Genomic DNA, 18,615 nt, shown 5'->3' with positions numbered 1-18,615 from the left:
GAGCTGCATTCAGTGAACTCTGCCAAACGAATGGTGTTCTTCGATCTGGATCATTCCGCACTCTCATTGGACGCGCAGGAACTACTGCACACGGCCATCGACCACCACCGCAGCCAGGGAGACTTCCTCGTAGCGATCAGCCGGCTGACCCAGCCCATCCCCCTCGGTATGGACCTCGCCATCTCCCACTACGCCGCGGACGACGAGAGACCCGCGTGCATCTGCCCTGGCGCAGCGAAGACCCTGGCCGTCGTCGAAGCCATCCTCGGCACCGGTGCCGATCCCTCCCAGTGCTTCGTCTACTCCGAGCCCTGCAGCGGCGGCCGTTTACTCACCATCGTCGGCAATCCGCGCGTCCTGCCGTGCTGCCCCACGGGTGTCGAGCAGGCCCGCCGCAGAGGCTGGCGCTGCATCAGGGCCATCACCGACGGGGCCGCGGGCGGCGCACTCGGAGGCGGAGGCGGACTTGCCGAGCTGACCTGAGCAGAAGGACCCGGGATCGGGCCGCCCGGGGGACTCGCACCCCCCGGGCGCTCGGGTCACCCGTGCCGTCAGCACTGCCCCGAGGCCAGCAGCGCCACGGCGGGCAGCGCTATCAGGCCGTCCGGCGCCAACCGCTCGGCCGCCAGCCGGTCGTAGGCGGACTTGACCCTGGCGAACATCTCGGGCGTCTGCCCGGTCACCACCAGGCCGATGCCTGCCACCCCGCCGGCCGGCCCCGACCACCAGACCTCCGGGTCCTCCCGGTGCGTCCAGGCGACCTCGCCGCTGTCCACCCCGGCCCAGCCGGCCTGCTCCAGCAGCCCGCGCAGGCCTTCCGCGGTCCTGGCGAAGTCCACCGGGGCGGGGTACACCGGGCGTTCCACGCCGGCCTCGTCCAGCGCCAGGTTGAACAGCGACATCGCCTCGTTGCCGGTGCCGTGCCAGATCGTCACCGCGAGCCGCCCCCCGGGGCGGACCACCCGGCGCAGCTCGACCAGCGCCGCCTGCTGGTCCTCCACGTGGTTGACCACGAAGTTGGCGACGACGGCGTCGAACGAGCCGTCAGCGAAGGGGAGCCGGGGCAGTACCGCGTGCCGGACCTCCGCCCCGGGCGCGTTCGCGGCCGCCAGCGCGACCATGCTCGGCTCGGCGTCCACCGCCACGACCTCCGCGCCGCGCGCCAGCGCCGCAGCCGCGACCGTGCCGGGACCGGTGCCGACGTCCAGCACCCGCGTGCCGGCCCCTACCGCGGCCGCGTCCAGCAGCGCCCCGGCCGTCGCCGCGCACAGGGCCGCGAAGCTCCCCGCGTACGCGTCGGCCGCGCCCGCCCACATGTGCCGCTCGTGCGTGTCGAACTCGCCGGCCATGGCCCCGCCCCCTGTGTCGGCTCCTGCTTGCCGCAAGCCTAGGCAGCGGTCGCCGGCGGGACGAGCCCGGGTCAGCGCTCCCGTCCGCGCGGCTTCAGCGGCGTGGGCGGCAGCGCGGGGGCGTGCAGCCGGGGGCCGTCGTAGCCGTGCACCTCGCCGAAGCGGGTGGCGCCGTCCTCCCACTCGGTGCGGGCCTGCGCGATCTCCTCGCCCGAACGCCCCACGTAGTTCCACCACATGACGATGCGTTCCGCGAACGGCTCGCCGCCCAGCAGCATCAGGGAGCTGTTGACGCCGGCGCGCAGCCGCAGTTCGGTGCGGCCGCAGCCGAGGTAGAGCATGGAGCCGGGCGACAGGCGGACGCCGTCGGCCTCGGCCTCGCCGGACATCGACATGACCGCGTACTCGAAGTCGCCCTGCAGCGGGAGCCGGGTGTCGGTGCCCTCGGCGAGAGTGAGGTCGGCGCCCGCGATGGGGGTGTAGGCGGTGCCCGGGGAGACCGCGCCGTCCAGCTCGCCGAGGATGACCCGGGCGTGCAGTCCGCCGCCGCCGGTGACGGTGGGCAGCTCCGCGTGGTGCTCGAAGGCCGGGAGGACGTCGCGGTGGGTGTCGGGGAGCGCGACCCACAGCTGGGCGCCGTGCAGGTAGCGGGCGTGGTCGCGGGGCGACTCCTCGGAGTGCGAGATGCCGCGGCCGGCGGTCATCAGGCCCAGTTCGCGGGGCCGTACGGTCTGCTTGCTGCCGAGGCTGTCGCGGTGCAGCACCTCGCCCTCGTGCAGCCAGCTCACCGTCTGCAGGCCGGTGTGCGGGTGCGGTGGGACCTGCATGCCGGGCTCGTCCGCGATGTCGTCGGGGCCGTAGTGGTCGACGAAGCACCAGGCGCCGACCATCCGCCGGCCAAGGTTGGGGAGCAGCCGCCGTACCTGCGTGCTCTCGCCGAGGGTCACGGTGCGGGCGGTGAGCAGTTCACGGACCGGGGCGGCGGACACGTCCTGGCGGCCACCGCAGACGGTGGCCGCCGGCTTCACATCGAGATTGCTCATGCCCCGATCATGCCCCCACCCCGCGCCGGCGGGCTGCAGCGGCCAGGTGGCGTCACTCGTCGGGCAGCTGGGCGTACGGGCCGCGGGTCAGGTCGACGAGGTGCTCGGGGATGTCGGCGAGGCACCCGCGCAGCCGTTCGCCGAGCGCCTTGGCCTGCGGGTCGGCGCTGGTGGACGCGGCGACGCCCTCGCCGAGCAGGCCGTGGACCACGAGGTTGACGGCTCGCAGGTTGGGCATCTCGTAGCGGCTGACGGGCAGTTTCGCGCTCTCCGGCAGCAGCGCCCGCAGCCGCGGTACGTCCAGGTAGTCGCGCAGCCACAGGTACGTCCTGTCGTCGCGCGCCCACACCCCGACGTTGGCGTCGCCGCCCTTGTCGCCGGAGCGGGCGCCCAGCAGGGTGCCCAGCGGCAGCCTGACGGTCCTGGCGAGCGCGGGGTCGTACGGCTCGGGCCTGCCGGTGCGCGGCGGTGCGCTGTCGGGCACGGCGGCGAGCGGCGGCTGCGGCTCGGGCGGTACGGCGTCGTCGCCGGGCGGGGCGGGCAGGGCGGCGGGCGAGCCGGGGTGGGCGGCGGGCGGGCGCGGCACGGGCAGCCGGGTGCCGTCGGGGAGGACGGTGACCGCGGCGACCTCGTCCGCGGGGACCAGCGCGGGCCAGTAGACGCCGTATTCGGTCGGCCGCGCGGTGGCGTGCTCCAGGTGGAGGCCGGGGTAGCCGGCCAGCGCGGATCCGGCGACGGCGGTGAAGAAGCCGCGGCCGACCACCTCGGGGTCGGGATCCTTGACGGTGAGGGTCAGCCGGTCGCAGGCGCCGCCGTGCTCGCGCCGCAGGTCGTAGGCGGCGAAGCCGGCGGGGCCGCCGGTGGCGTCGCGCAGGGTGGCCTCGGCGAAGTCGGCCTTGGCGTCGAGGTCCAGGCCGGTCAGCACGAAGGTGGCCGCGTTGCGGTAGCCGCCGCGGTGGTTGAGGCACACCTTGAGGTCGGCGGGCGCGGGTTCGCCGATGACCCGGCCGACCGCGACCCGGTCGGGTCCCTGCTGGGCGAGCCGTACGGTGTCGAAGCGGGCGACGACGTCGGCGTTGAGGTAGCGCGGCCGGCCGATCTCGTAGAGCAGCTGGGCGGTGACGGTGCCGACGGTGACCGCGCCGCCGGTGCCGGGGTGCTTGGTGATCACGCTGGAGCCGTCGGCGGCGACCTCGGCGATCGGGAAGCCGGGGTGGACGGGGTCGGGTATCTCGGTGAAGAACGAGTAGTTGCCGCCGGTGGCCTGGGTGCCGCATTCGATGATGTGGCCCGCCGTGACCGCGCCGGCCAGCGCGTCCCAGTCGTCGAGCGCCCACTCGTGTGCCCAGGCGGCGGGGCCGACGACCAGTGCGGCGTCGGTGACCCGGCCGCAGACGACCACGTCGGCGCCGGCGCGCAGGGCCTCGGTGATGCCCCAGCCGCCGAGGTAGGCGTTGGCGGTGAGCACCTGCACCCCGGAGCCGGCCAGCGGGCGGCCGGTGGCCAGGTGGGCGAAGTCGTGGCCGCGGGCCTGGAGTTCGGGCAGCCGGTCGATGAGGTCGTCGCCCTCGACGTGGGCGACGCGGGGGTGCAGGCCGGCGAGCGCGGCCAGCTCGCGGAGCTTGCCCGCCAGGCCCGCCGGGTTGAGGCCGCCGGCGTTGACCACGACCTTGATGCCGCGCTCGAGGCAGGTGCCGAGGACGTCGCGCATCTGGGCGAGGAAGGACAGGGCGTAGCCGGTCTCCGGGTCGCGCTGCCTGGCCTTCCACAGCAGCAGCATGGTCAGTTCCGCGAGGTAGTCGCCGGTCAGGACGTCGATCGGGCCGCCCTCGACCATCTCGCGGGCGGCCGAGAGCCGGTCGCCGTAGTAGCCGGAGCAGTTCGCGATCCGCAGGGGTTCCCGCCGTTCGGTCAACCGTCTCTCCCGTCACTCCGGTCCCGGGTCACCGATGCGGACGATCATCCTTGCCGCGGTTCGCGGTACGCAAGACCGCGCGAGCGCCGATGGTGCCGCGGGTGGTTGAATCGTCCTATGAGCGAAGGCGATTCGGCGGGCGGGCTGTCCGCCGACGAGATCATCGATGTCGTCGACGAGCAGGACCAGGTGGTCGGGCAGGTGCGGCGCGCGGAGGCGTACGCCCGCGGGCTGCGGCACCGGGCGGCGTTCGTCCTGGTGCGGGACGGCGCGGGCCGGATCTTCGTGCACCGGCGCACCGCGGAGAAGCTCGTCTTCCCCTCCCTCTACGACCTGTTCGTCGGCGGCGTGCTCGGCGCCGGCGAGTCCTACGACGAGGCCGCGCTGCGCGAGGCCGAGGAGGAGCTAGGGGTCAGCGGGCTGCCGGAGCCGGAGCCGCTCTTCCGCTTCCTGTACGACGACGGCCCGCACACCTGGTGGTCCGCCGTCTACCAGGTGCGCTGCGACCTGCCGGTGTCGCCGCAGCCCTCGGAGGTCGCCTGGCACGGCTTCCTCACCGAGGAGGAGCTGGCGCAGCGCCTCGACCAGTGGCAGTGGGTGCCCGACGGCCTTGAGGCCTACCGGCGGCTGCTCGCCCGGCCGTGACCGGGAGCGCGACGGCGGGCCGCGTTCAGCCAAGGAGCAGGAAGCCGGCGAGGACGGACACCGCGTTGGCGGCCGCCGATGCGGCGTAGGGCGGCGGGCCTGGCAGCCGCAGGGCGCGGGAGAGCAGCAGGCCCTCGACCAGGACCACCGCGGACTCGGCGGCCGCGAAGGCGTACCAGTAACCGCCGCCCGGTACATGGCGCAGGAACCACCACAGCGGGGGGTGCGTCACACAGTTGACCATGACGGCGGCGAAGGCGGTGCGGCCCGGTGCGGCGGCGGACGCCATGGCGAGCGCCGCCACGTAGACGGGCACCTCGGTCACGACGGTGAGGGCGAGGGCCGCGGGGTGGGGCACGGCGGGATCGTGTCACGGGGAGGGAAGCCATGGCCAGTGCGGTCGGCTCCGATGTGACGGCAGGCGGCGCCTTCGGCAGGCGGCGGCCCGGCGGGATCGGCAAGGGCGCGGGCAGCGGCGTCGGAAGGGTGGGGAACGGCCCGGTCGCGGGCTTCGTCCTGCTCACCGCCGTCGTCCTCGCCCTGTCGCTGCGGATGCCCGCGGGCACCGCCGTGGTGGGTCTTGCGGCGCTGGGAATCCTGCACAATGTGCTGGAACTGCGGTACATGGCGGGGCGTTTCGAGCAGGTGCTGCACGGCCCCTTCCTGCGGCTGCTGGCCGCGCTGATCACCGGCATCGTGCTGTGCCGGGTGCTGCCGGCCGGCACCGCCACCAGGGACGGCGAGATCCTGCTCGCGTACGGCCTGCTGGCCGCGGCATGCGTGTACGCGTTGCGCCGGCGTCCCGTGGCGCTGGCCGCGGCGGGCGCGGTGATCGCGGCGGCGGCCACCGCGTCGCTGAGCTTCCCCGACTACCACTTCGTGGTGCTCACCCATCTGCACAACGTGGTGCCGCTGCTCTTCCTGTGGGAGTGGTCGCGGGAGATGCGGCGCGGCCGCCGGGCCTTCCGCGCGGTGCAGATCGGCTGGGTGCTGGTGGTCCCGGCCCTGATCCTGTCCGGCGCTCTCGACGGCCTGATGGGCTCGGGCTCGGGGTGGACGCGGCGGCTGTCGGCGTCGTACACCCCGCCGGCCTGGCAGCACACCGACGCGGGCCTGCGCTTCGTGACCGTGTTCGCCTTCATGGCGCTGATGCACTACCTGGTGTGGGTGTGGTTCATGCCGCGCTACGCCCCGGACGCCACCGCGGCCTTCGAGCGGCGGGTGCCCGTGCTGAACGCCCGCCGGGCGTGGGCACTGGGCCTGGGCGCGGGCGCGGCCCTCGCGGCGCTGTTCGCCAGCGACTACGACCAGGGCACCTCGGTCTACTCCGCGCTGGCCGGCTACCACGCCTACCTGGAATTCCCCGTCCTGCTCATGCTCGTCCTGGGGATGGGTCCCCAGTCCACCACCGGAGGCACCGCGTGACCGCGATCCGCAGCACCGCCCTGCTCGCCGACATCGCGCCCCAACACGAGGGCTCCGGCAACCACACCGCGCTGGTGGTGGTGTCCGTGGTGCTGGCCGTCGCGGTGGTGGTGCTGGTCTACGCGGCGATGCAGCGCCGCAAGTGAGCCCGCGCGGGGCCCGCGGGTGGGGGTGCGGGGCAGCGCATAGTGTGGACGGGTGAGCGTATTCGACCAGCTGGGCGCCGGCCGGGACGCGGTGCGGCTGTGGTTCGCGCCGGCCCGGGTCCAGGACGAGGGCGAGACGCCGGACTACCGGTTCTCCCTCGCCAACGAGCGGACCTTCCTGGCCTGGATCCGCACCGCGCTCGCGCTGATCGGCGGCGGCTTCGCCGTGGACCAGTTCCTCACCGACCACCTGACGCACTGGGCGCGGGTGGCGCTGGCCCTCGCGCTGCTGGCCGGGGGTGTGGCCTGCACACTGCGGGCGGTCAACCACTGGGTGCGCTGCGAGCGGGCCATGCGGCGCGGCGCGGACCTGCCGGTGTCCCGCTTCCCATCGGTGCTCGCGCTGCTGGTGGCGGTGATCGCGGTGGCGATGGTCCTGGTGGTGCTCTTCGGCTGGGCCGGGTGACGGCGCGGTGACGACGGTGCGCAGGCCGGCCGAGAGCGACCGGGACCCCGGGCTGCAGCCGGAGCGCACCCGGCTGGCGTGGCGGCGGACGACCCTGTCGTGCGCGGTGACCGCGGTGCTGGCCGGGCGGCAGGTGCTGCACAGCGGCGGCGCGTCCGCGGCCCTGGCGGCGAGCCTGGCCGCGCTGGTCTTCCTGGTGTTCCTGTGGCTCGCGCACCGCCGGATGCTCCAGCTCGGGGCGCCGCGGCCAGTGCTGCTGCCGGCCCGCTCCGCGCTGGCGGTGGTGGCGTGCATGGTCGCGCTCGCGGTCTTCGGGGCCGCGGTGGTGTGGTGACCCGCCGGGGCCGCCGGGCGCGCTGAGCGGTCCCGCACAACGGTCGGGCCGGGGCGCCCGGCGGCGGGGTCAGGGCGCCAGGATGTCCAGCTCGCGCAGCGCGCCCACGCAGACCTCCCGCATCAGGTCCTCGGCGGCGCGCGCGTCCCTGGCGCGTACCGCCTCGGCGATCCTGACGTGCAGGGTGACGGCGGCCGGGTCGGGCGCGGTGAACATCACGTGGTGCTCGGTGCGCCCGGTCAGCACCTCGGCGACCACGTCGCCGAGCCGGGCGAACATCTCGTTGCCCGACGCCTCCAGCATCACCCGGTGGAAGGCGATGTCGTGGACGAGGTACGCCGCCAGGTCGGCGGCCCGGCCGGCGGCGGCCATCTCGGCGGCCAGCACGGTCAGTTCGCGGCACTGGGCGGGAGTGGCGGCGGCCGCGGCCAGCCCGGCGGCGACCGGCTCCACCGCGGTCCGCAGCATGGTCAGCGAGCGCAGCTGGCGTGAGCGGTCGGCGCCCGCGAGCCGCCAGCGGATGACGGCCGGGTCGAAGACGTTCCACTCCTCGGTGCGGCGCACCGTGATGCCGACCCGGCGCCTGGTCTCCACCAGATGCATCGCTTCGAGCACCCTGACGGCCTCGCGGACGACCGTACGGGAGACGCCGTAGCGGCCCTCCAGTTCGTCGATACGCAGAACCGTGCCGGGCGGGTAGGCGCCCGAGGCGATGGCCGGGCCGAGTTCGGCCAGGACCCGGGAGTGCAGGCCGCCGCCTTCGTCCTGCCCGTCCCGCCGGGATTCCTGCTGTGGCATGACCACAGCCTAAGCGGCGGCACTGTCATATGACTTTTGTGTCACAGCTACTTGAATAAGTAGTACTTAAGGTGTTCAGTGGTCGCTACACGCACCGCAGGACGCGGCACGCGGCACATACGTATGACGTGGAGGCACACGCAATGACGCCTGGACCGGCACCGCGGCCGGTGATCGTGGTCATGGGAGTGTCGGGTTCCGGCAAGTCGACCGTCGGCGGGCTGCTGGCCGAGCGGCTCGGGGTGCCCTACGCCGAGGCCGACGACTTCCACCCGCCGGCCAACATCGCCAAGATGTCGGCCGGCCACCCGCTGGACGACGCCGACCGGGCGCCGTGGCTCGACGCCATAGCCGCCTGGATCGCCGGGCGCGGCGACCGGGGCGGCGTCGTCAGCTGCTCCGCGCTGCGCCGCCGCTACCGCGACCGGCTGCGGGCCGACGCGCCCTCGGTCTTCTTCCTCCACCTGGACGGCCCCCCGGAGCTGATCGCCGCCCGGCTGGCCGCCAGGATGCAGCACTTCATGCCGTCGGGGCTGCTCGCCTCGCAGTTCGACGCGCTCGAACCGCTGGACCCCGACGAGGCCGGCGCGGTCGTCCCGATCGACGGCGGCCCGCAGCAGATCACCGAACGCGCGCTGGCCGCACTCCCCCGCTGACCCGGCGCCACCCCCCTCATCACCCGTACCCCCGTCCCCCCTTGGAGCACCTGTGTCCGCACTCAGCGTCGAGCTGCTGGCCGCCGCCACGCCACCGCCGATAGCCGACGCCGGGAACACCCGGCTCGCGCTGGCGGCGCTCGCCGGCATCGCCGTCATCGTCCTGCTCATCACCCGCTGGAAGGTGCACGCCTTCCTCGCCCTGACCATCGGCTCCGGCGTGCTCGGCACCGTCGCCGGCGCCCCGCTGGCCAAGACCGTCGCCAGCTACTCCACCGGGCTCGGCTCGACGGTGGCGGGCGTCGGCACGCTGATCGCGCTGGGCGCGATCCTCGGCAAGCTGCTCGCCGACTCCGGCGGCGCCGACCAGATCGTCGACACCATCCTGGCCAGGACCAGCGAGAAGCGGCTGCCGTGGGCGATGGCCCTGATCGCGGGCCTGGTCGGGCTGCCGCTGTTCTTCGAGATCGGCATCGTCATCCTGATCCCGGTGGTGCTGCTGGTCGCCCGGCGCAGCGGCCAGTCGCTGATCAGGATCGGCATCCCCGCGCTGGCCGGCCTGTCGGTGATGCACGGTCTGGTGCCGCCGCATCCGGGGCCGCTGGCCGCGATCGGCGCGATCCACGCGGACATGGGCATCACCCTCGCGCTCGGCGTGCTGGTGGCGCTGCCCACCCTGGCGATCGCCGGACCGCTGTTCGGCAGGGTCGCGGCGGGCTGGGTGGACGTGGCACCGCCGGAGCGGATGACGCCGGCCCGCGCCTCCGACGAGCTGGACCGGCGGCCGAGCTTCGCCGCCACGGTCTGCACGATGCTGCTGCCGGTGGTGCTGATGCTGGCCAAGGCGCTGGCCGACGTGATCATCGACGACCAGAGCAGCCTGGCGTACCGGGTCTTCGACGTCATCGGCACCCCGCTGATCGCGCTGCTGGCCGCGGTGATGGTGGCGATGTTCACCCTCGGCCGGGCCGCGGGCTTCACCAAGGACCGGATCTCCTCGACGGTGGACTCCTCGCTCGGGCCGATCGCCGGCATCCTGCTGATCGTCGGCGCGGGCGGCGGCTTCAAGCAGACGCTGATCGACTGCGGCGTCGGGCAGATGATCCTGGACTGGTCCAAGGACTGGCACATCTCCGCGCTGTTTCTCGCCTGGCTGATCGCGGTGCTGATCAGGGTCGCGACGGGTTCCGCGACGGTGGCGATCATCTCGGCCGCCGGCCTGGTCGCACCGCTGGCCGAGGGCATGTCGTCCACGCACACCGCGCTGCTGGTGCTGTCGGTCGGCGCCGGGTCGCTGTTCTTCTCGCACGTCAACGACGCCGGCTTCTGGCTGGTGAAGGAGTACTTCGGGATGGACGTCCCGCAGACGCTCAAGACGTGGTCGGTGATGGAGACGGTCATCTCGGTGGTGGCGCTCGGCTTCGTGATGCTGCTGTCGCTGGTGATGTGACGCGCCCGCACATGCGTGAGGGGCGGCGGGCCGTAGCGGCCCGCCGCCCCTCGGCGCGCGTCACCGGCCGGTCACCAGCGCGGTACGGCCGGGGTGCGCCAGTCGGGATCGGCCTTGCGCATCGCGGCGGCGTCGTCGCGGTCGCGCATCGTGCCGTCGTCGTCCAGCCAGCGCTGGTGCAGCGCCTTGAGGGCGTCCCGGTCCAGCTCCACGCCGAGCCCGGGCAGGTCGCAGACGGTCAGGGCGCCGCCGGTGAAGACATGGCGCTCGGTGATGACGTCCTCGGTCTGCCAGGGGTAGTGCGAGTCGCAGGCGAAGTCCAGGTTGGGCACGGTGGCCGCGACATGGGTCATCGCGGCCAGGCTGATGCCCAGGTGGGTGTTGGAGTGCATCGACAGGCCGACGCCGAAGGTGCGGCAGATCGCGGCGAGCTGCTGGGTGTTGCGCAGGCCGCCCCAGTAGTGGTGGTCGGAGAGCACCACCTGGACGGCGTCGCGCGCGAAGGCCTCCTTGATCTCCTGGAAGGTCGTCACGCACATGTTGGTGGCCAGCGGCACCGCGGTGCCCTCGGAGACCTGGGCCATCCGGCCGGTGCCGCTGGCCGGGTCCTCCAGGTACTCCAGCACCCCGCCCAGCTCGCGGGCGACCCGCAGCGAGGTCTCCACCGACCAGGCGCCGTTCGGGTCGAGCCGCAGCGGTCTGCCGGGGAAGGCGTCGGCCAGCGCGCGGACGGCGGCGATCTCCTGCTCGGGCGGGAAGACGCCGCCCTTGAGCTTGAAGGAGCCGAAGCCGTAGCGGTCGGCGAAGCGGCGGGCCTGGGCGACCACGCCCGCCGGGTCCAGCGCGGCGCCCCAGTCGTCGGGCTCGCCCTGGCCCTGGGGGTGTTCGGCGAGCCGGTAGAAGAGGTAGGCGCTGTAGTCGACCGCGTCGCGGACCTTGCCGCCGAGCAGCGCGTGGACCGGCAGGCCCAGCTGCTTGCCGAGCGCGTCGAGGCAGGCCACCTCGAAGCCGGAGATCACCGACAGGCGCAGCTTGTCCGCGGTCTGCACCCCGCGCAGCCCGCCGACGTCGACGGAGTCCGACACGTCGGCCGGGTCGCCGCAGACCTGCTCCGCCAAGGTGAAGAGCCCGTTCAGATCGGTGACCCGGTGCCCGGGCAGCGCCTCGGCCAGGGGTGCGGCGAGGTCCAGATAGCGGGTGTCGCCGTACGTCTCACCCACTCCGGACGTACCGTCGGCGGTGACGACCTCGATGATGAGCCGGGGGGTGTAGGGCTGGTGGACGCCCTGGGTGTTGAGCAGCGGCGGGTCGGCGATGAGGATGGGGGTCAGCCGCACCTCGGCGACGGTGAACGCGTCGGAAGGACCCACCGGGTCCACTGTTTGCATATATGAATTACGTTCACCCATAAGACCGGAGCCTAGGTGCGACACCCCTGGCCCGTCAACGCGGACGGCGGCGCCGACCGGGGAACTGGACGGCATACCGACCAGTCGGTACGATTCGCGTATGAGTGAAACCGACAGTCCCAGGGGCCTGGACCTGGACCGGCTACGCCGCCATCTGGACCGGGAGCGCCCCGGTCTCGCGGCCGGCGAGCTGCGGGCCACGCTGATCCAGGGCGGGCGCTCCAACCTCACCTACCGGGTCACCGACGGCAGCTCCACCTGGGTGGTGCGCCGCCCGCCGCTCGGCCATGTGCTGGCCACCGCGCACGACATGGGCCGCGAGCACCGGGTGATCAGCGCCCTGGCCCCGACCCCCGTCCCCGTGCCGGGCACGGTGCTGCTCTGCGAGGACCCCGAGGTCATCGGCGCCCCCTTCTACGTGATGGACTTCGTCGAGGGCACGCCCTACCGCGGCGAGGACCAGCTCGTCGCGCTGGGACCCGAGCGGACCAGGGCGGTCGCGCTGACCCTGGTCGACACCCTGGTGGACCTGCACGCGGTGGACCCCGGATCGGTCGGGCTCGCCGACTTCGGACGGCCCGAGGGCTTCCTCGACCGGCAGCTGCGGCGCTGGGGCAAGCAGCTCGACGCCTCGCGCAGCCGCGAGCTGCCCGGCATCGACGAGCTGCACGCCGCCCTGGGCCGGGCGCTGCCCCAGTCCCCCGCCCCGACCGTCGTGCACGGCGACTACCGGCTCGACAACGTCCTCTTCGACGACGCCGACCGGCTCACCGCCGTCCTGGACTGGGAGATGTCCACCCTCGGCGACCCGCTCACCGACATCGGGCTGCTGGTCATGTACGGCGAGCAGCACGACATCCCCGGCTTCCCCGTCCCCACCGCGGGCGGCGCCCCGGGACACCCCCGCGCGCAGGAGCTCGTCGAGCGGTACGCGGCCCGGTCCGGCCGCGACGTCTCGGCCGTCGACTGGTACACCGCGTTCGCGTACTTCAAGATCGCGGTGATCCTCGAAGGCATCCACTACCGCTGGACCCTCGGCCAGACCCTCGGCGGCGGGTTCGACCGGATCGGCGCCGTCGTCCCGCTCTTCATCGAGCGCGGACTCCGCAAACTCCAGGACCACGCCCGCGACCGGGCCGCATCGCACCAGGAGGACTGAGCACGATGGACTTCGCCTTCGACACCCGTACCGAGGAGCTGCGGTCCAGGCTGGCCGCCTTCCTCGACGAGCACGTCTTCCCGGCCGAGGCCGTCTTCGCCGAGCAGCACGAGCAGGCGGGTCCCGACGCGCACTGGTCCGTACCGCCGGTCGTCGCCGGGCTCAAGGCCGAGGCCAGGCGGCAGGGCCTGTGGAACCTCTTCCTGCCCGGCGAGCACGGCGCCGGGCTGACCAACCTGCAGTACGCCCCGCTCGCCGAACTCACCGGCCGCAGCCCCTTCCTGGCCCCCACCGCCCTCAACTGCGCCGCCCCCGACACCGGGAACATGGAGGTGCTCGCCGAGTTCGGCACCCCCGCCCAGCGCAAGGAGTGGCTGGAGCCGCTGCTCGCCGGCGAGATCCGCTCGGCCTTCGCCATGACCGAGCCCGACGTCGCCTCCTCCGACGCCACCAACATCGAGACCCGGATCGAACGCGACGGGGACTCCTACGTCGTCAACGGCCGCAAGTGGTACATCTCCGGGGCGATGAACCCCGACTGCGCCGTCTTCATCGTCATGGGCAAGACCGACCCGGGCGCCGAGCGGCACCGCCAGCAGAGCCAGATCCTGGTGCCGCGGGACACCCCGGGCGTGGAAGTGCGCCGCGGCATGCGACTGTTCGGCTACGACGACGCCGACCACGGCGGGCACGCGGAGGTCGTCTTCCGCGACGTCCGGGTGCCGGCGGAGAACCTGATCGGCGAGGAGGGCGGCGGCTTCGCCATCGCCCAGGCCCGGCTCGGCCCCGGCCGCATCCACCACTGCATGCGGCTCATCGGCATGGCCGAGCGCGCCCTGGAACTGATGTGCCGCCGCGCCAACGCCCGGGTCGCCTTCGGCAAGCCGCTCGCCGCGCAGGGCGTGGTGCAGGAGTGGATCGCCGATTCGCGGGTCGAGATCGAGCAGCTGCGGCTGCTGGTGCTGAAGACGGCGTGGCTGATGGACACGGTGGGCAACCAGGGTGCGCACACGGAGATCCAGGCGATCAAGATCGCCACGCCGGCGGGGGTGCAGCGGATCATCGACCGCGCGATCCAGGCGCACGGCGCCGGCGGGGTCTCCCAGGACTTCCCCCTGGCCCGCCTGTGGTCCGGAGCGAGGAGCCTGCGGCTCGCTGATGGGCCGGACGAGGTGCACCGCCGCTCACTCGCTCGCCGCGAGCTCGCTCGTTACGCCTAGTGCCCCATGCGGCCCGCCCGGGACTGTCCCCCGGTGGGTAGCTGGTCGCGCGGTTCCCCGCGCCCCTGGGTGGGTGCCCCCTGCTGGGGGCGCGCATCCTTCGGTACGTCGTGGTTACGCGCGCAGTTCCGCGCGCCCCTGGGGGGCTGCCCCTTGCGGTGCGTTGCCTGCCTGCGGCTGCGTCGTGGTTTCGCGCGCGGTTCCGCCCCCAGAGCTTCGCCCGGGGGTACCCCCAGCGCCGCCCGGAGTGATTGCCACTTGCTGTGGCGTTGCCTTCTTCCCGCCGTCGTGGCTGGTCGCGCCGTTCCCCGCGCCCCTGGTGGCTTGCCCTCTGTGCAGAGGGTGAGCGTTTTCCAGGGGCGCGGGGAACGGCGCGACGAGCCATCCGCCGGGGGAAGGTCCCGGGGGGCGTCAGGGGAGGAGGGCGAGGCGGCCCGTGGTGAGGCCGTCGGATACGCGTTGGACCGCGGACGCCGCGTCAGCGAGCGGCAGCCGGGCCGAGACCAGGGGGCGTACCGCCCCCGACGCGGCGAGCCGCGTGAGTTCGGCGTGCGCGCGCCGCACGGCGTCCGGCTCGCGCGCCGCGTAGAGCCCCCAGTGCAGCCCGAGGATCGAGTAGTTCTTGACCAGCGCGTGGTTCAGGCCGGGCGCCGGCACCGTACCGCCGGCGAAGCCGACCACCACGATCCGCCCCTCGAAGGCGATGCACTTCGTGGACCGGGTGTAGGCGTCGCCGCCCACCGGGTCGTAGACGACGTCCGCGCCGCGACCGCCCGTCGCCTCCTTGACGACCGCCACGAAGTCCTCCGCGTGCCGGTCGACGACGACGTCGGCCCCCAGCTCCCGCGCGGCCTTCGCCTTCTCCGGGCCGCCCACGACCCCGATGACCGTGGCGCCCGCGGCCTTGCCGAGCTGGACGGCCGCGCTGCCCACCCCGCCGGCCGCCGCGTGCACGAGCAGTGTCTCGCCGGGCCGAAGCGCGGCCCTGCGGTGCAGGCCGAACCAGCCGGTCTGGTAGCCGATGTGCAGCACCGCCGCCTCGGCGTCGTCGAGCGCCTCGGGCGCGGGCAGCACACCCGCGGCGGGCACGACGGCGTATTCGGCGAAGGCGCCGCCCGGCAGCGCGGCGGGGCTGATGACCCGGGCGCCGGCGTCGAGGCCGGTCACCCCCGGGCCGAGCGCGGCGACCTCGCCGCACATCTCCACGCCCGGCGTGAAGGGCAGCGGCGGCCGGATCTGGTACTCCCCGCGGCACAGCATCGCGTCGGGGAAGTTGACGCCGGCCGCCCGTACCCGCAGCAGCACCTCGCCGGCGCCCGGCACGGGGGTCGGGACCTCGTCGAGGCGCATCGCCTCTCGCGGCTCGCCGTTGTGGTGGACGCGCCATGCCTTCACGCTGGACTCCCCATGGGGTCAGGGCTGCCGCACCGAGTGCAGCAGCAGGTCGGAGAACTCGGTGGCGACCTGCTCCGCGGACAGCGGACCGTCCGCGTGGTACCAGGTGCCGAGGTGGTGCACCGAGCCGAAGAAGAAGTCGACCACCAGGTCGGGCCGCAGCCCGGGCCGGAAGTGGCCGTCCCGCTGGCCCTCCTCGACCAGCGAGCGGAACCGCTCGTGGTAGCGGCGGCGTTCGGCCCGTACGGCCTTCTGCTTCTCCGGGCTGAGCTGGTGCATCGAGCGGAAGAAGATCTTCGTGTCGTCCAGGTTCTGGATGCTGGTGACCACGACGTCGGCCGCGGCCTCCGCGAGCCGTTCGCGCACGTCGCCCTCGCGGGCCGCGATCGCGTCGAGCCGCTCGGTCTGCAGCCGCAGCACCCGGCCGTAGATCTCGTGCAGCAGATCGTCCTTGGAGCCGAAGTAGTGGTAGAGGGCGCCCTTGGTGACCCCCGCCGCCTCGACGATCTCCTGGACGGAGGTGCGGTCGTAGCCGCGCTCCGCGAAGAGCCGGGTGGCCTCGGCGAGCAGCCGCTCGGGCACCGACGCGGCCGAGCCGCTGCCGGAGGAGGTACCGGGGCCACCGCCGGAAGCGGTGCCCGCGGCCGTCCCCGTACCGCCGTCGTCGCCCGTCGTGCTGCGTGCCATGACCTGCCCCTCTCTCGCGCCCACCGGCATTCCGGCCGGTATGGACCCTATCCGGCCGCCGCTTTCAGCTCCCGGCGGAGGATCTTGCCGGTGGCGGTCTTGGGCAGTTCCGGCAGCACCTCCACCTCGCGCGGGTATTTGTACGCGGCGAGCCGCTCCTTGCAGTGCGCGACCAGCTCCGCGGGGTCCGCGGCCGCGCCGGGGCGCAGGCTGACGTACGCCTTGACGCTCTCGCCGCGGTAGGCGTCGGGGACGCCGACGACCGCGGCCTCGCGGACGGCCGGGTGGGTGTAGAGCACGTCCTCGACCTCGCGCGGCCAGACCTTGAAGCCGGACGCGCTGATCATGTCCTTCTTGCGGTCGACCACGTAGAGCCAGCCGTCGGGGTCCATGAAGCCGATGTCGCCGGTGTGCAGTTCGCCGCCGGGGATGGCGGCCCGCGACTCGGCCGGCTGGTTCCAGTAGCCGGGTACGACCATCGGGCCGCTGACCGCGATCTCGCCGGCCTCGCCGAACGGCAGCTCGGCGCCGCTGTCGTCGAGGATGCGCACCATCGTGCCAGGCCCCGGCACGCCGACCGCGAGGGTGCCGGAGGCCGGGTCGACCGGTGCCTCGTGGCCGGGCGGGACGCTGGCGCAGGGGGCGGTGCACTCGGTGAGGCCGTAGCCGTTGGCGAGGTAGAGCCCGCCGGAGCGGGCGCGGAAGGACTCCACGACGGCGGGCGGCAGCGGGGCGCCGCCCGAGGAGATCAGCCGGAAGGACGCGAAGTCCTCCGCGGTGGCGTCCGGCCTGGCCAGCAGCGCCATGAAGGCGGTGGCGGGGCCGACGGTGTAGGCGGGGCGGTGCTCGCGGAAGGCGTCGAGGACGACGCCGGGCTCGAAGCGGTAGGCCAGCGCCACGGTGTGGCCGGCGGCCAGGGCCGCGGAGAGCTGGCAGACCATGCCGGTGATGTGGAAGAGCGGGGCCAGCGCGAAGACCACGGCGTCGCCGGGCAGTTCCTGGACGCGTATCTGGCGGTGGGCGTTGAAGGAGATGTTGCCGTGGGTGTTCAGCGCGCCCTTGGGCCGTCCGCTGGTGCCCGAGGTGTAGCTGACCAGGGCGGTGTCGCCGGCGGCCGGCAGCGGGACGTCGGGGCGCGGCCCGGCGGCGGCACGGGCCGCGGCGAGCAGGTCCTGCGCGTCGTCCGCGGGCAGCCGGCCCGCGGTCAGGACCCGCGGGTCGTCGCGGGTCTGGAGGTCGAGTTCGCAGGCGGTGAGCGCGATACGCACCGGCGAGGACGCGGCCGTCGCCCGTACGTAGTCCTGCCAGCCGCGCTCCGAGCAGACCAGGGCGGTCGCGCCCGCGTCGGTGAGGATGTGCGCCAGCTCGTGCTGCTTGTACATCGGGTTGACCGGGATGACGGCGCCGCCCGCCTTCCAGGCCGCGAACAGCGCCACCACGAACTGCGGCACGTTCTGCAGCATGACGGCGAGCCGGTCGCCGGGCGCGAAGCCGCGGGCGGCGAGGTGGCGGGCCAGGCCGTCGGAGAGGGCGTCGAGCTCGCGGTAGGTCAGCGCGCCGTCGAAGTACGCCAGCGCCCGGTGGTCGGGGTCGGCCTCGGCGGCGGCGAGGAAGCCGTGCAGCACGGAGGGCGGGTAGTCGGTGTCCCTGCGCTGCTCCTCGGTGAAGAACCGCAGCCACGGCTGGTCGGCGTATCCGCTCATGCGTCCTCGCCCGCCTTCGCCCGCAGGTCCTCGTAGCTGCGCTGGAGCTTGTTCATCCCGCGGAGCCAGCGTTCGGGCTCGGCGGCGCGGGCCGCGTGGTACCCGGCGACCTCGGGGTGCGGCAGGATCAGGAAGCGCTCGGCTGCGATGCCGTCGAGCACGGCCTTGGCCACGTCCTCGGGCTCGATGGCGTTCGGCGCGAGCACCAGGTCGCCCGCGGCGCCGGCGGCGTCCAGCATGGCGGTGCGCACGCCCTGCGGGCAGACCGCGTGCACCGCGATGCCGCGGTGCCGGTAGGTCAGCGAGAGCCACTCGGCGAAGGCCAGGGCGCCGTGCTTGGTGACGGAGTACGGCGCCGCGCCGATCATCGTCAGCAGCCCTGCGGCGGACACGGTGGACACGAAGCGGCCGCTGCCGCGCTCCAGCCACTCGGGCAGCAGGGCGCGGGCGGCGCGGACATGTGCCATGACGTTGACGTCCCAGGCCAGCTCCCAGGCCGCGTCGTCGGCGTCCGCCCCACCCCCGGTGCCCACACCGGCGTTGGCGCAGAAGACGTCGATACGGCCGCCGAGCGCGGTGCGGGCGGCGGGCACGATGCCTGAGGCGTCGCCCGCGACCACTGCCGCGCCGATGCCGTCCGCGACCTTGTGCGCGGCCTCGGCGTCGAGGTCGTTGACCACCACCCGGGCACCCTGGTCCGCGAAGGCGCGCGCCAGGGCGGCGCCGATGCCGCCGCCCGCTCCGGTGACCACCACTCGGGCGTCGCGCAGTGCTTCCACCACAACCGTGTCTCCTTCGACTCGACTCCGGGCTGC

At 73.8% G+C, this 18,615-nt stretch carries 20 protein-coding genes; 10 read left to right on the top strand and 10 right to left on the bottom strand.

Annotated features, from left to right (window positions below):
• Positions 1-12 precede the first annotated feature (12 nt).
• On the top strand, positions 13-483 hold the full coding sequence (locus NFU81_RS18345; protein WP_251491197.1) for an HAD family hydrolase: 471 nt from the start codon (positions 13-15) through the stop codon (positions 481-483).
• Positions 484-551: 68 nt separating this feature from the next.
• Here NFU81_RS18345 and NFU81_RS18340 read toward each other — a convergent pair whose 3' ends face one another.
• From NFU81_RS18340 to NFU81_RS18330, 3 genes are all read right to left on the bottom strand, one after another.
• Positions 552-1,349, bottom strand: coding sequence for a methyltransferase domain-containing protein (locus NFU81_RS18340; RefSeq protein WP_251491194.1), 798 nt, complete (start codon positions 1,347-1,349; stop codon positions 552-554).
• A gap of 71 nt (positions 1,350-1,420) precedes the next feature.
• Positions 1,421-2,392, bottom strand: a complete 972-nt coding sequence (locus NFU81_RS18335; protein ID WP_251491191.1) for a pirin family protein — start codon at positions 2,390-2,392, stop codon at positions 1,421-1,423.
• Positions 2,393-2,444: 52 nt separating this feature from the next.
• Positions 2,445-4,229, bottom strand: a complete 1,785-nt coding sequence (locus tag NFU81_RS18330; RefSeq protein ID WP_251491348.1) for an acyclic terpene utilization AtuA family protein — start codon at positions 4,227-4,229, stop codon at positions 2,445-2,447.
• A gap of 195 nt (positions 4,230-4,424) precedes the next feature.
• On the opposite strand from NFU81_RS18330, the gene NFU81_RS18325 reads away from it, so the two are divergent.
• Positions 4,425-4,952: an NUDIX hydrolase gene (locus NFU81_RS18325; RefSeq protein ID WP_251491188.1), complete on the top strand. Its 528-nt coding sequence runs from the start codon at positions 4,425-4,427 to the stop codon at positions 4,950-4,952.
• A gap of 25 nt (positions 4,953-4,977) precedes the next feature.
• Here the strand turns inward: NFU81_RS18325 and NFU81_RS18320 are convergent, their stop codons facing one another.
• Positions 4,978-5,310, bottom strand: a complete 333-nt coding sequence (locus NFU81_RS18320) for a hypothetical protein (RefSeq protein ID WP_251491186.1) — start codon at positions 5,308-5,310, stop codon at positions 4,978-4,980.
• A 29-nt stretch (positions 5,311-5,339) separates the two neighbouring features.
• Here NFU81_RS18320 and NFU81_RS18315 point away from each other — a divergent pair, with 29 nt between their 5' ends.
• Genes NFU81_RS18315 through NFU81_RS18300 form a run of 4 tightly spaced genes read left to right on the top strand, consistent with a single transcriptional unit; the run spans position 5,340 to position 7,323 of the window.
• Positions 5,340-6,377 (top strand): hypothetical protein, encoded by a 1,038-nt coding sequence (locus tag NFU81_RS18315; RefSeq protein WP_251491183.1) that lies wholly within the window; start codon positions 5,340-5,342, stop codon positions 6,375-6,377.
• Entirely contained in the window at positions 6,374-6,523 is a 150-nt protein-coding gene (locus NFU81_RS18310; protein WP_251491181.1) for a hypothetical protein, read from the top strand. The genes NFU81_RS18315 and NFU81_RS18310 overlap by 4 nt, the downstream gene beginning before the upstream one ends.
• Before the next feature lie 52 nt (positions 6,524-6,575).
• Complete coding sequence (locus NFU81_RS18305) at positions 6,576-6,989, top strand: YidH family protein (RefSeq protein WP_251491178.1); 414 nt, start codon at positions 6,576-6,578, stop codon at positions 6,987-6,989.
• Positions 6,990-7,005: 16 nt separating this feature from the next.
• Entirely contained in the window at positions 7,006-7,323 is a 318-nt protein-coding gene (locus tag NFU81_RS18300) for a DUF202 domain-containing protein (protein ID WP_251491347.1), read from the top strand.
• A 69-nt stretch (positions 7,324-7,392) separates the two neighbouring features.
• On the opposite strand, the gene NFU81_RS18295 is transcribed toward NFU81_RS18300, so the two are convergent.
• Complete coding sequence (locus NFU81_RS18295; RefSeq protein WP_251491176.1) at positions 7,393-8,121, bottom strand: FadR/GntR family transcriptional regulator; 729 nt, start codon at positions 8,119-8,121, stop codon at positions 7,393-7,395.
• A gap of 143 nt (positions 8,122-8,264) precedes the next feature.
• Between NFU81_RS18295 and NFU81_RS18290 the strand changes: the two genes are divergently transcribed.
• Together NFU81_RS18290 and NFU81_RS18285 are read left to right on the top strand one after the other, a co-directional pair.
• Positions 8,265-8,777 (top strand): gluconokinase, encoded by a 513-nt coding sequence (locus NFU81_RS18290; RefSeq protein ID WP_251491171.1) that lies wholly within the window; start codon positions 8,265-8,267, stop codon positions 8,775-8,777.
• 52 nt (positions 8,778-8,829) lie between these two features.
• Positions 8,830-10,227: a GntT/GntP/DsdX family permease gene (locus NFU81_RS18285; protein WP_251491167.1), complete on the top strand. Its 1,398-nt coding sequence runs from the start codon at positions 8,830-8,832 to the stop codon at positions 10,225-10,227.
• Positions 10,228-10,298: 71 nt separating this feature from the next.
• On the opposite strand, the gene NFU81_RS18280 is transcribed toward NFU81_RS18285, so the two are convergent.
• Positions 10,299-11,615 (bottom strand): glucarate dehydratase family protein, encoded by a 1,317-nt coding sequence (locus NFU81_RS18280; protein ID WP_251491163.1) that lies wholly within the window; start codon positions 11,613-11,615, stop codon positions 10,299-10,301.
• 121 nt (positions 11,616-11,736) lie between these two features.
• Between NFU81_RS18280 and NFU81_RS18275 the strand changes: the two genes are divergently transcribed.
• Together NFU81_RS18275 and NFU81_RS18270 are read left to right on the top strand one after the other, a co-directional pair.
• Complete coding sequence (locus tag NFU81_RS18275) at positions 11,737-12,795, top strand: phosphotransferase family protein (RefSeq protein WP_251491160.1); 1,059 nt, start codon at positions 11,737-11,739, stop codon at positions 12,793-12,795.
• Positions 12,796-12,800: 5 nt separating this feature from the next.
• Positions 12,801-14,015: an acyl-CoA dehydrogenase family protein gene (locus tag NFU81_RS18270; RefSeq protein ID WP_251491157.1), complete on the top strand. Its 1,215-nt coding sequence runs from the start codon at positions 12,801-12,803 to the stop codon at positions 14,013-14,015.
• 411 nt (positions 14,016-14,426) lie between these two features.
• Here the strand turns inward: NFU81_RS18270 and NFU81_RS18265 are convergent, their stop codons facing one another.
• The 4 genes from NFU81_RS18265 to NFU81_RS18250 are packed head-to-tail and all read right to left on the bottom strand — an operon-like array spanning position 14,427 to position 18,582.
• Positions 14,427-15,410, bottom strand: coding sequence for an NADPH:quinone oxidoreductase family protein (locus NFU81_RS18265; RefSeq protein WP_251491154.1), 984 nt, complete (start codon positions 15,408-15,410; stop codon positions 14,427-14,429).
• Between the two features lie 18 nt (positions 15,411-15,428).
• Positions 15,429-16,097 (bottom strand): TetR/AcrR family transcriptional regulator, encoded by a 669-nt coding sequence (locus tag NFU81_RS18260; RefSeq protein WP_251491152.1) that lies wholly within the window; start codon positions 16,095-16,097, stop codon positions 15,429-15,431.
• 47 nt (positions 16,098-16,144) lie between these two features.
• Positions 16,145-17,800: an AMP-binding protein gene (locus NFU81_RS18255; protein ID WP_251491150.1), complete on the bottom strand. Its 1,656-nt coding sequence runs from the start codon at positions 17,798-17,800 to the stop codon at positions 16,145-16,147.
• Positions 17,797-18,582, bottom strand: coding sequence for an SDR family oxidoreductase (locus NFU81_RS18250; protein ID WP_251491147.1), 786 nt, complete (start codon positions 18,580-18,582; stop codon positions 17,797-17,799). Before NFU81_RS18250 ends, NFU81_RS18255 begins: the two co-directional genes overlap by 4 nt.
• Positions 18,583-18,615 lie beyond the last annotated feature (33 nt).

The sequence above is a fragment of the Actinacidiphila cocklensis genome, from assembly GCF_907177275.1.
In the GTDB taxonomy this organism is placed as follows: Bacteria; Actinomycetota; Actinomycetes; order Streptomycetales; family Streptomycetaceae; genus Actinacidiphila; species Actinacidiphila cocklensis.
This window is presented reverse-complemented; position numbering and strand designations above follow the sequence as displayed.

Excerpts from the sequence above, each read along its gene's own strand:
- NFU81_RS18340 (WP_251491194.1), bottom strand. The coding sequence starts at position 1,349 with ATGGCCGGCGAGTTCGACACGCACGAGCGGCACATGTGGGCGGGCGCG.
- NFU81_RS18335 (WP_251491191.1), bottom strand. The coding sequence starts at position 2,392 with ATGAGCAATCTCGATGTGAAGCCGGCGGCCACCGTCTGCGGTGGCCGC.
- NFU81_RS18330 (WP_251491348.1), bottom strand. The coding sequence starts at position 4,229 with ATGGTCGAGGGCGGCCCGATCGACGTCCTGACCGGCGACTACCTCGCG.
- NFU81_RS18325 (WP_251491188.1), top strand. The coding sequence starts at position 4,425 with ATGAGCGAAGGCGATTCGGCGGGCGGGCTGTCCGCCGACGAGATCATC.
- NFU81_RS18315 (WP_251491183.1), top strand. The coding sequence starts at position 5,340 with ATGGCCAGTGCGGTCGGCTCCGATGTGACGGCAGGCGGCGCCTTCGGC.
- NFU81_RS18295 (WP_251491176.1), bottom strand. The coding sequence starts at position 8,121 with ATGCCACAGCAGGAATCCCGGCGGGACGGGCAGGACGAAGGCGGCGGC.
- NFU81_RS18290 (WP_251491171.1), top strand. The coding sequence starts at position 8,265 with ATGACGCCTGGACCGGCACCGCGGCCGGTGATCGTGGTCATGGGAGTG.
- NFU81_RS18280 (WP_251491163.1), bottom strand. The coding sequence starts at position 11,615 with ATGCAAACAGTGGACCCGGTGGGTCCTTCCGACGCGTTCACCGTCGCC.
- NFU81_RS18275 (WP_251491160.1), top strand. The coding sequence starts at position 11,737 with ATGAGTGAAACCGACAGTCCCAGGGGCCTGGACCTGGACCGGCTACGC.
- NFU81_RS18270 (WP_251491157.1), top strand. The coding sequence starts at position 12,801 with ATGGACTTCGCCTTCGACACCCGTACCGAGGAGCTGCGGTCCAGGCTG.
- NFU81_RS18260 (WP_251491152.1), bottom strand. The coding sequence starts at position 16,097 with ATGGCACGCAGCACGACGGGCGACGACGGCGGTACGGGGACGGCCGCG.
- NFU81_RS18255 (WP_251491150.1), bottom strand. The coding sequence starts at position 17,800 with ATGAGCGGATACGCCGACCAGCCGTGGCTGCGGTTCTTCACCGAGGAG.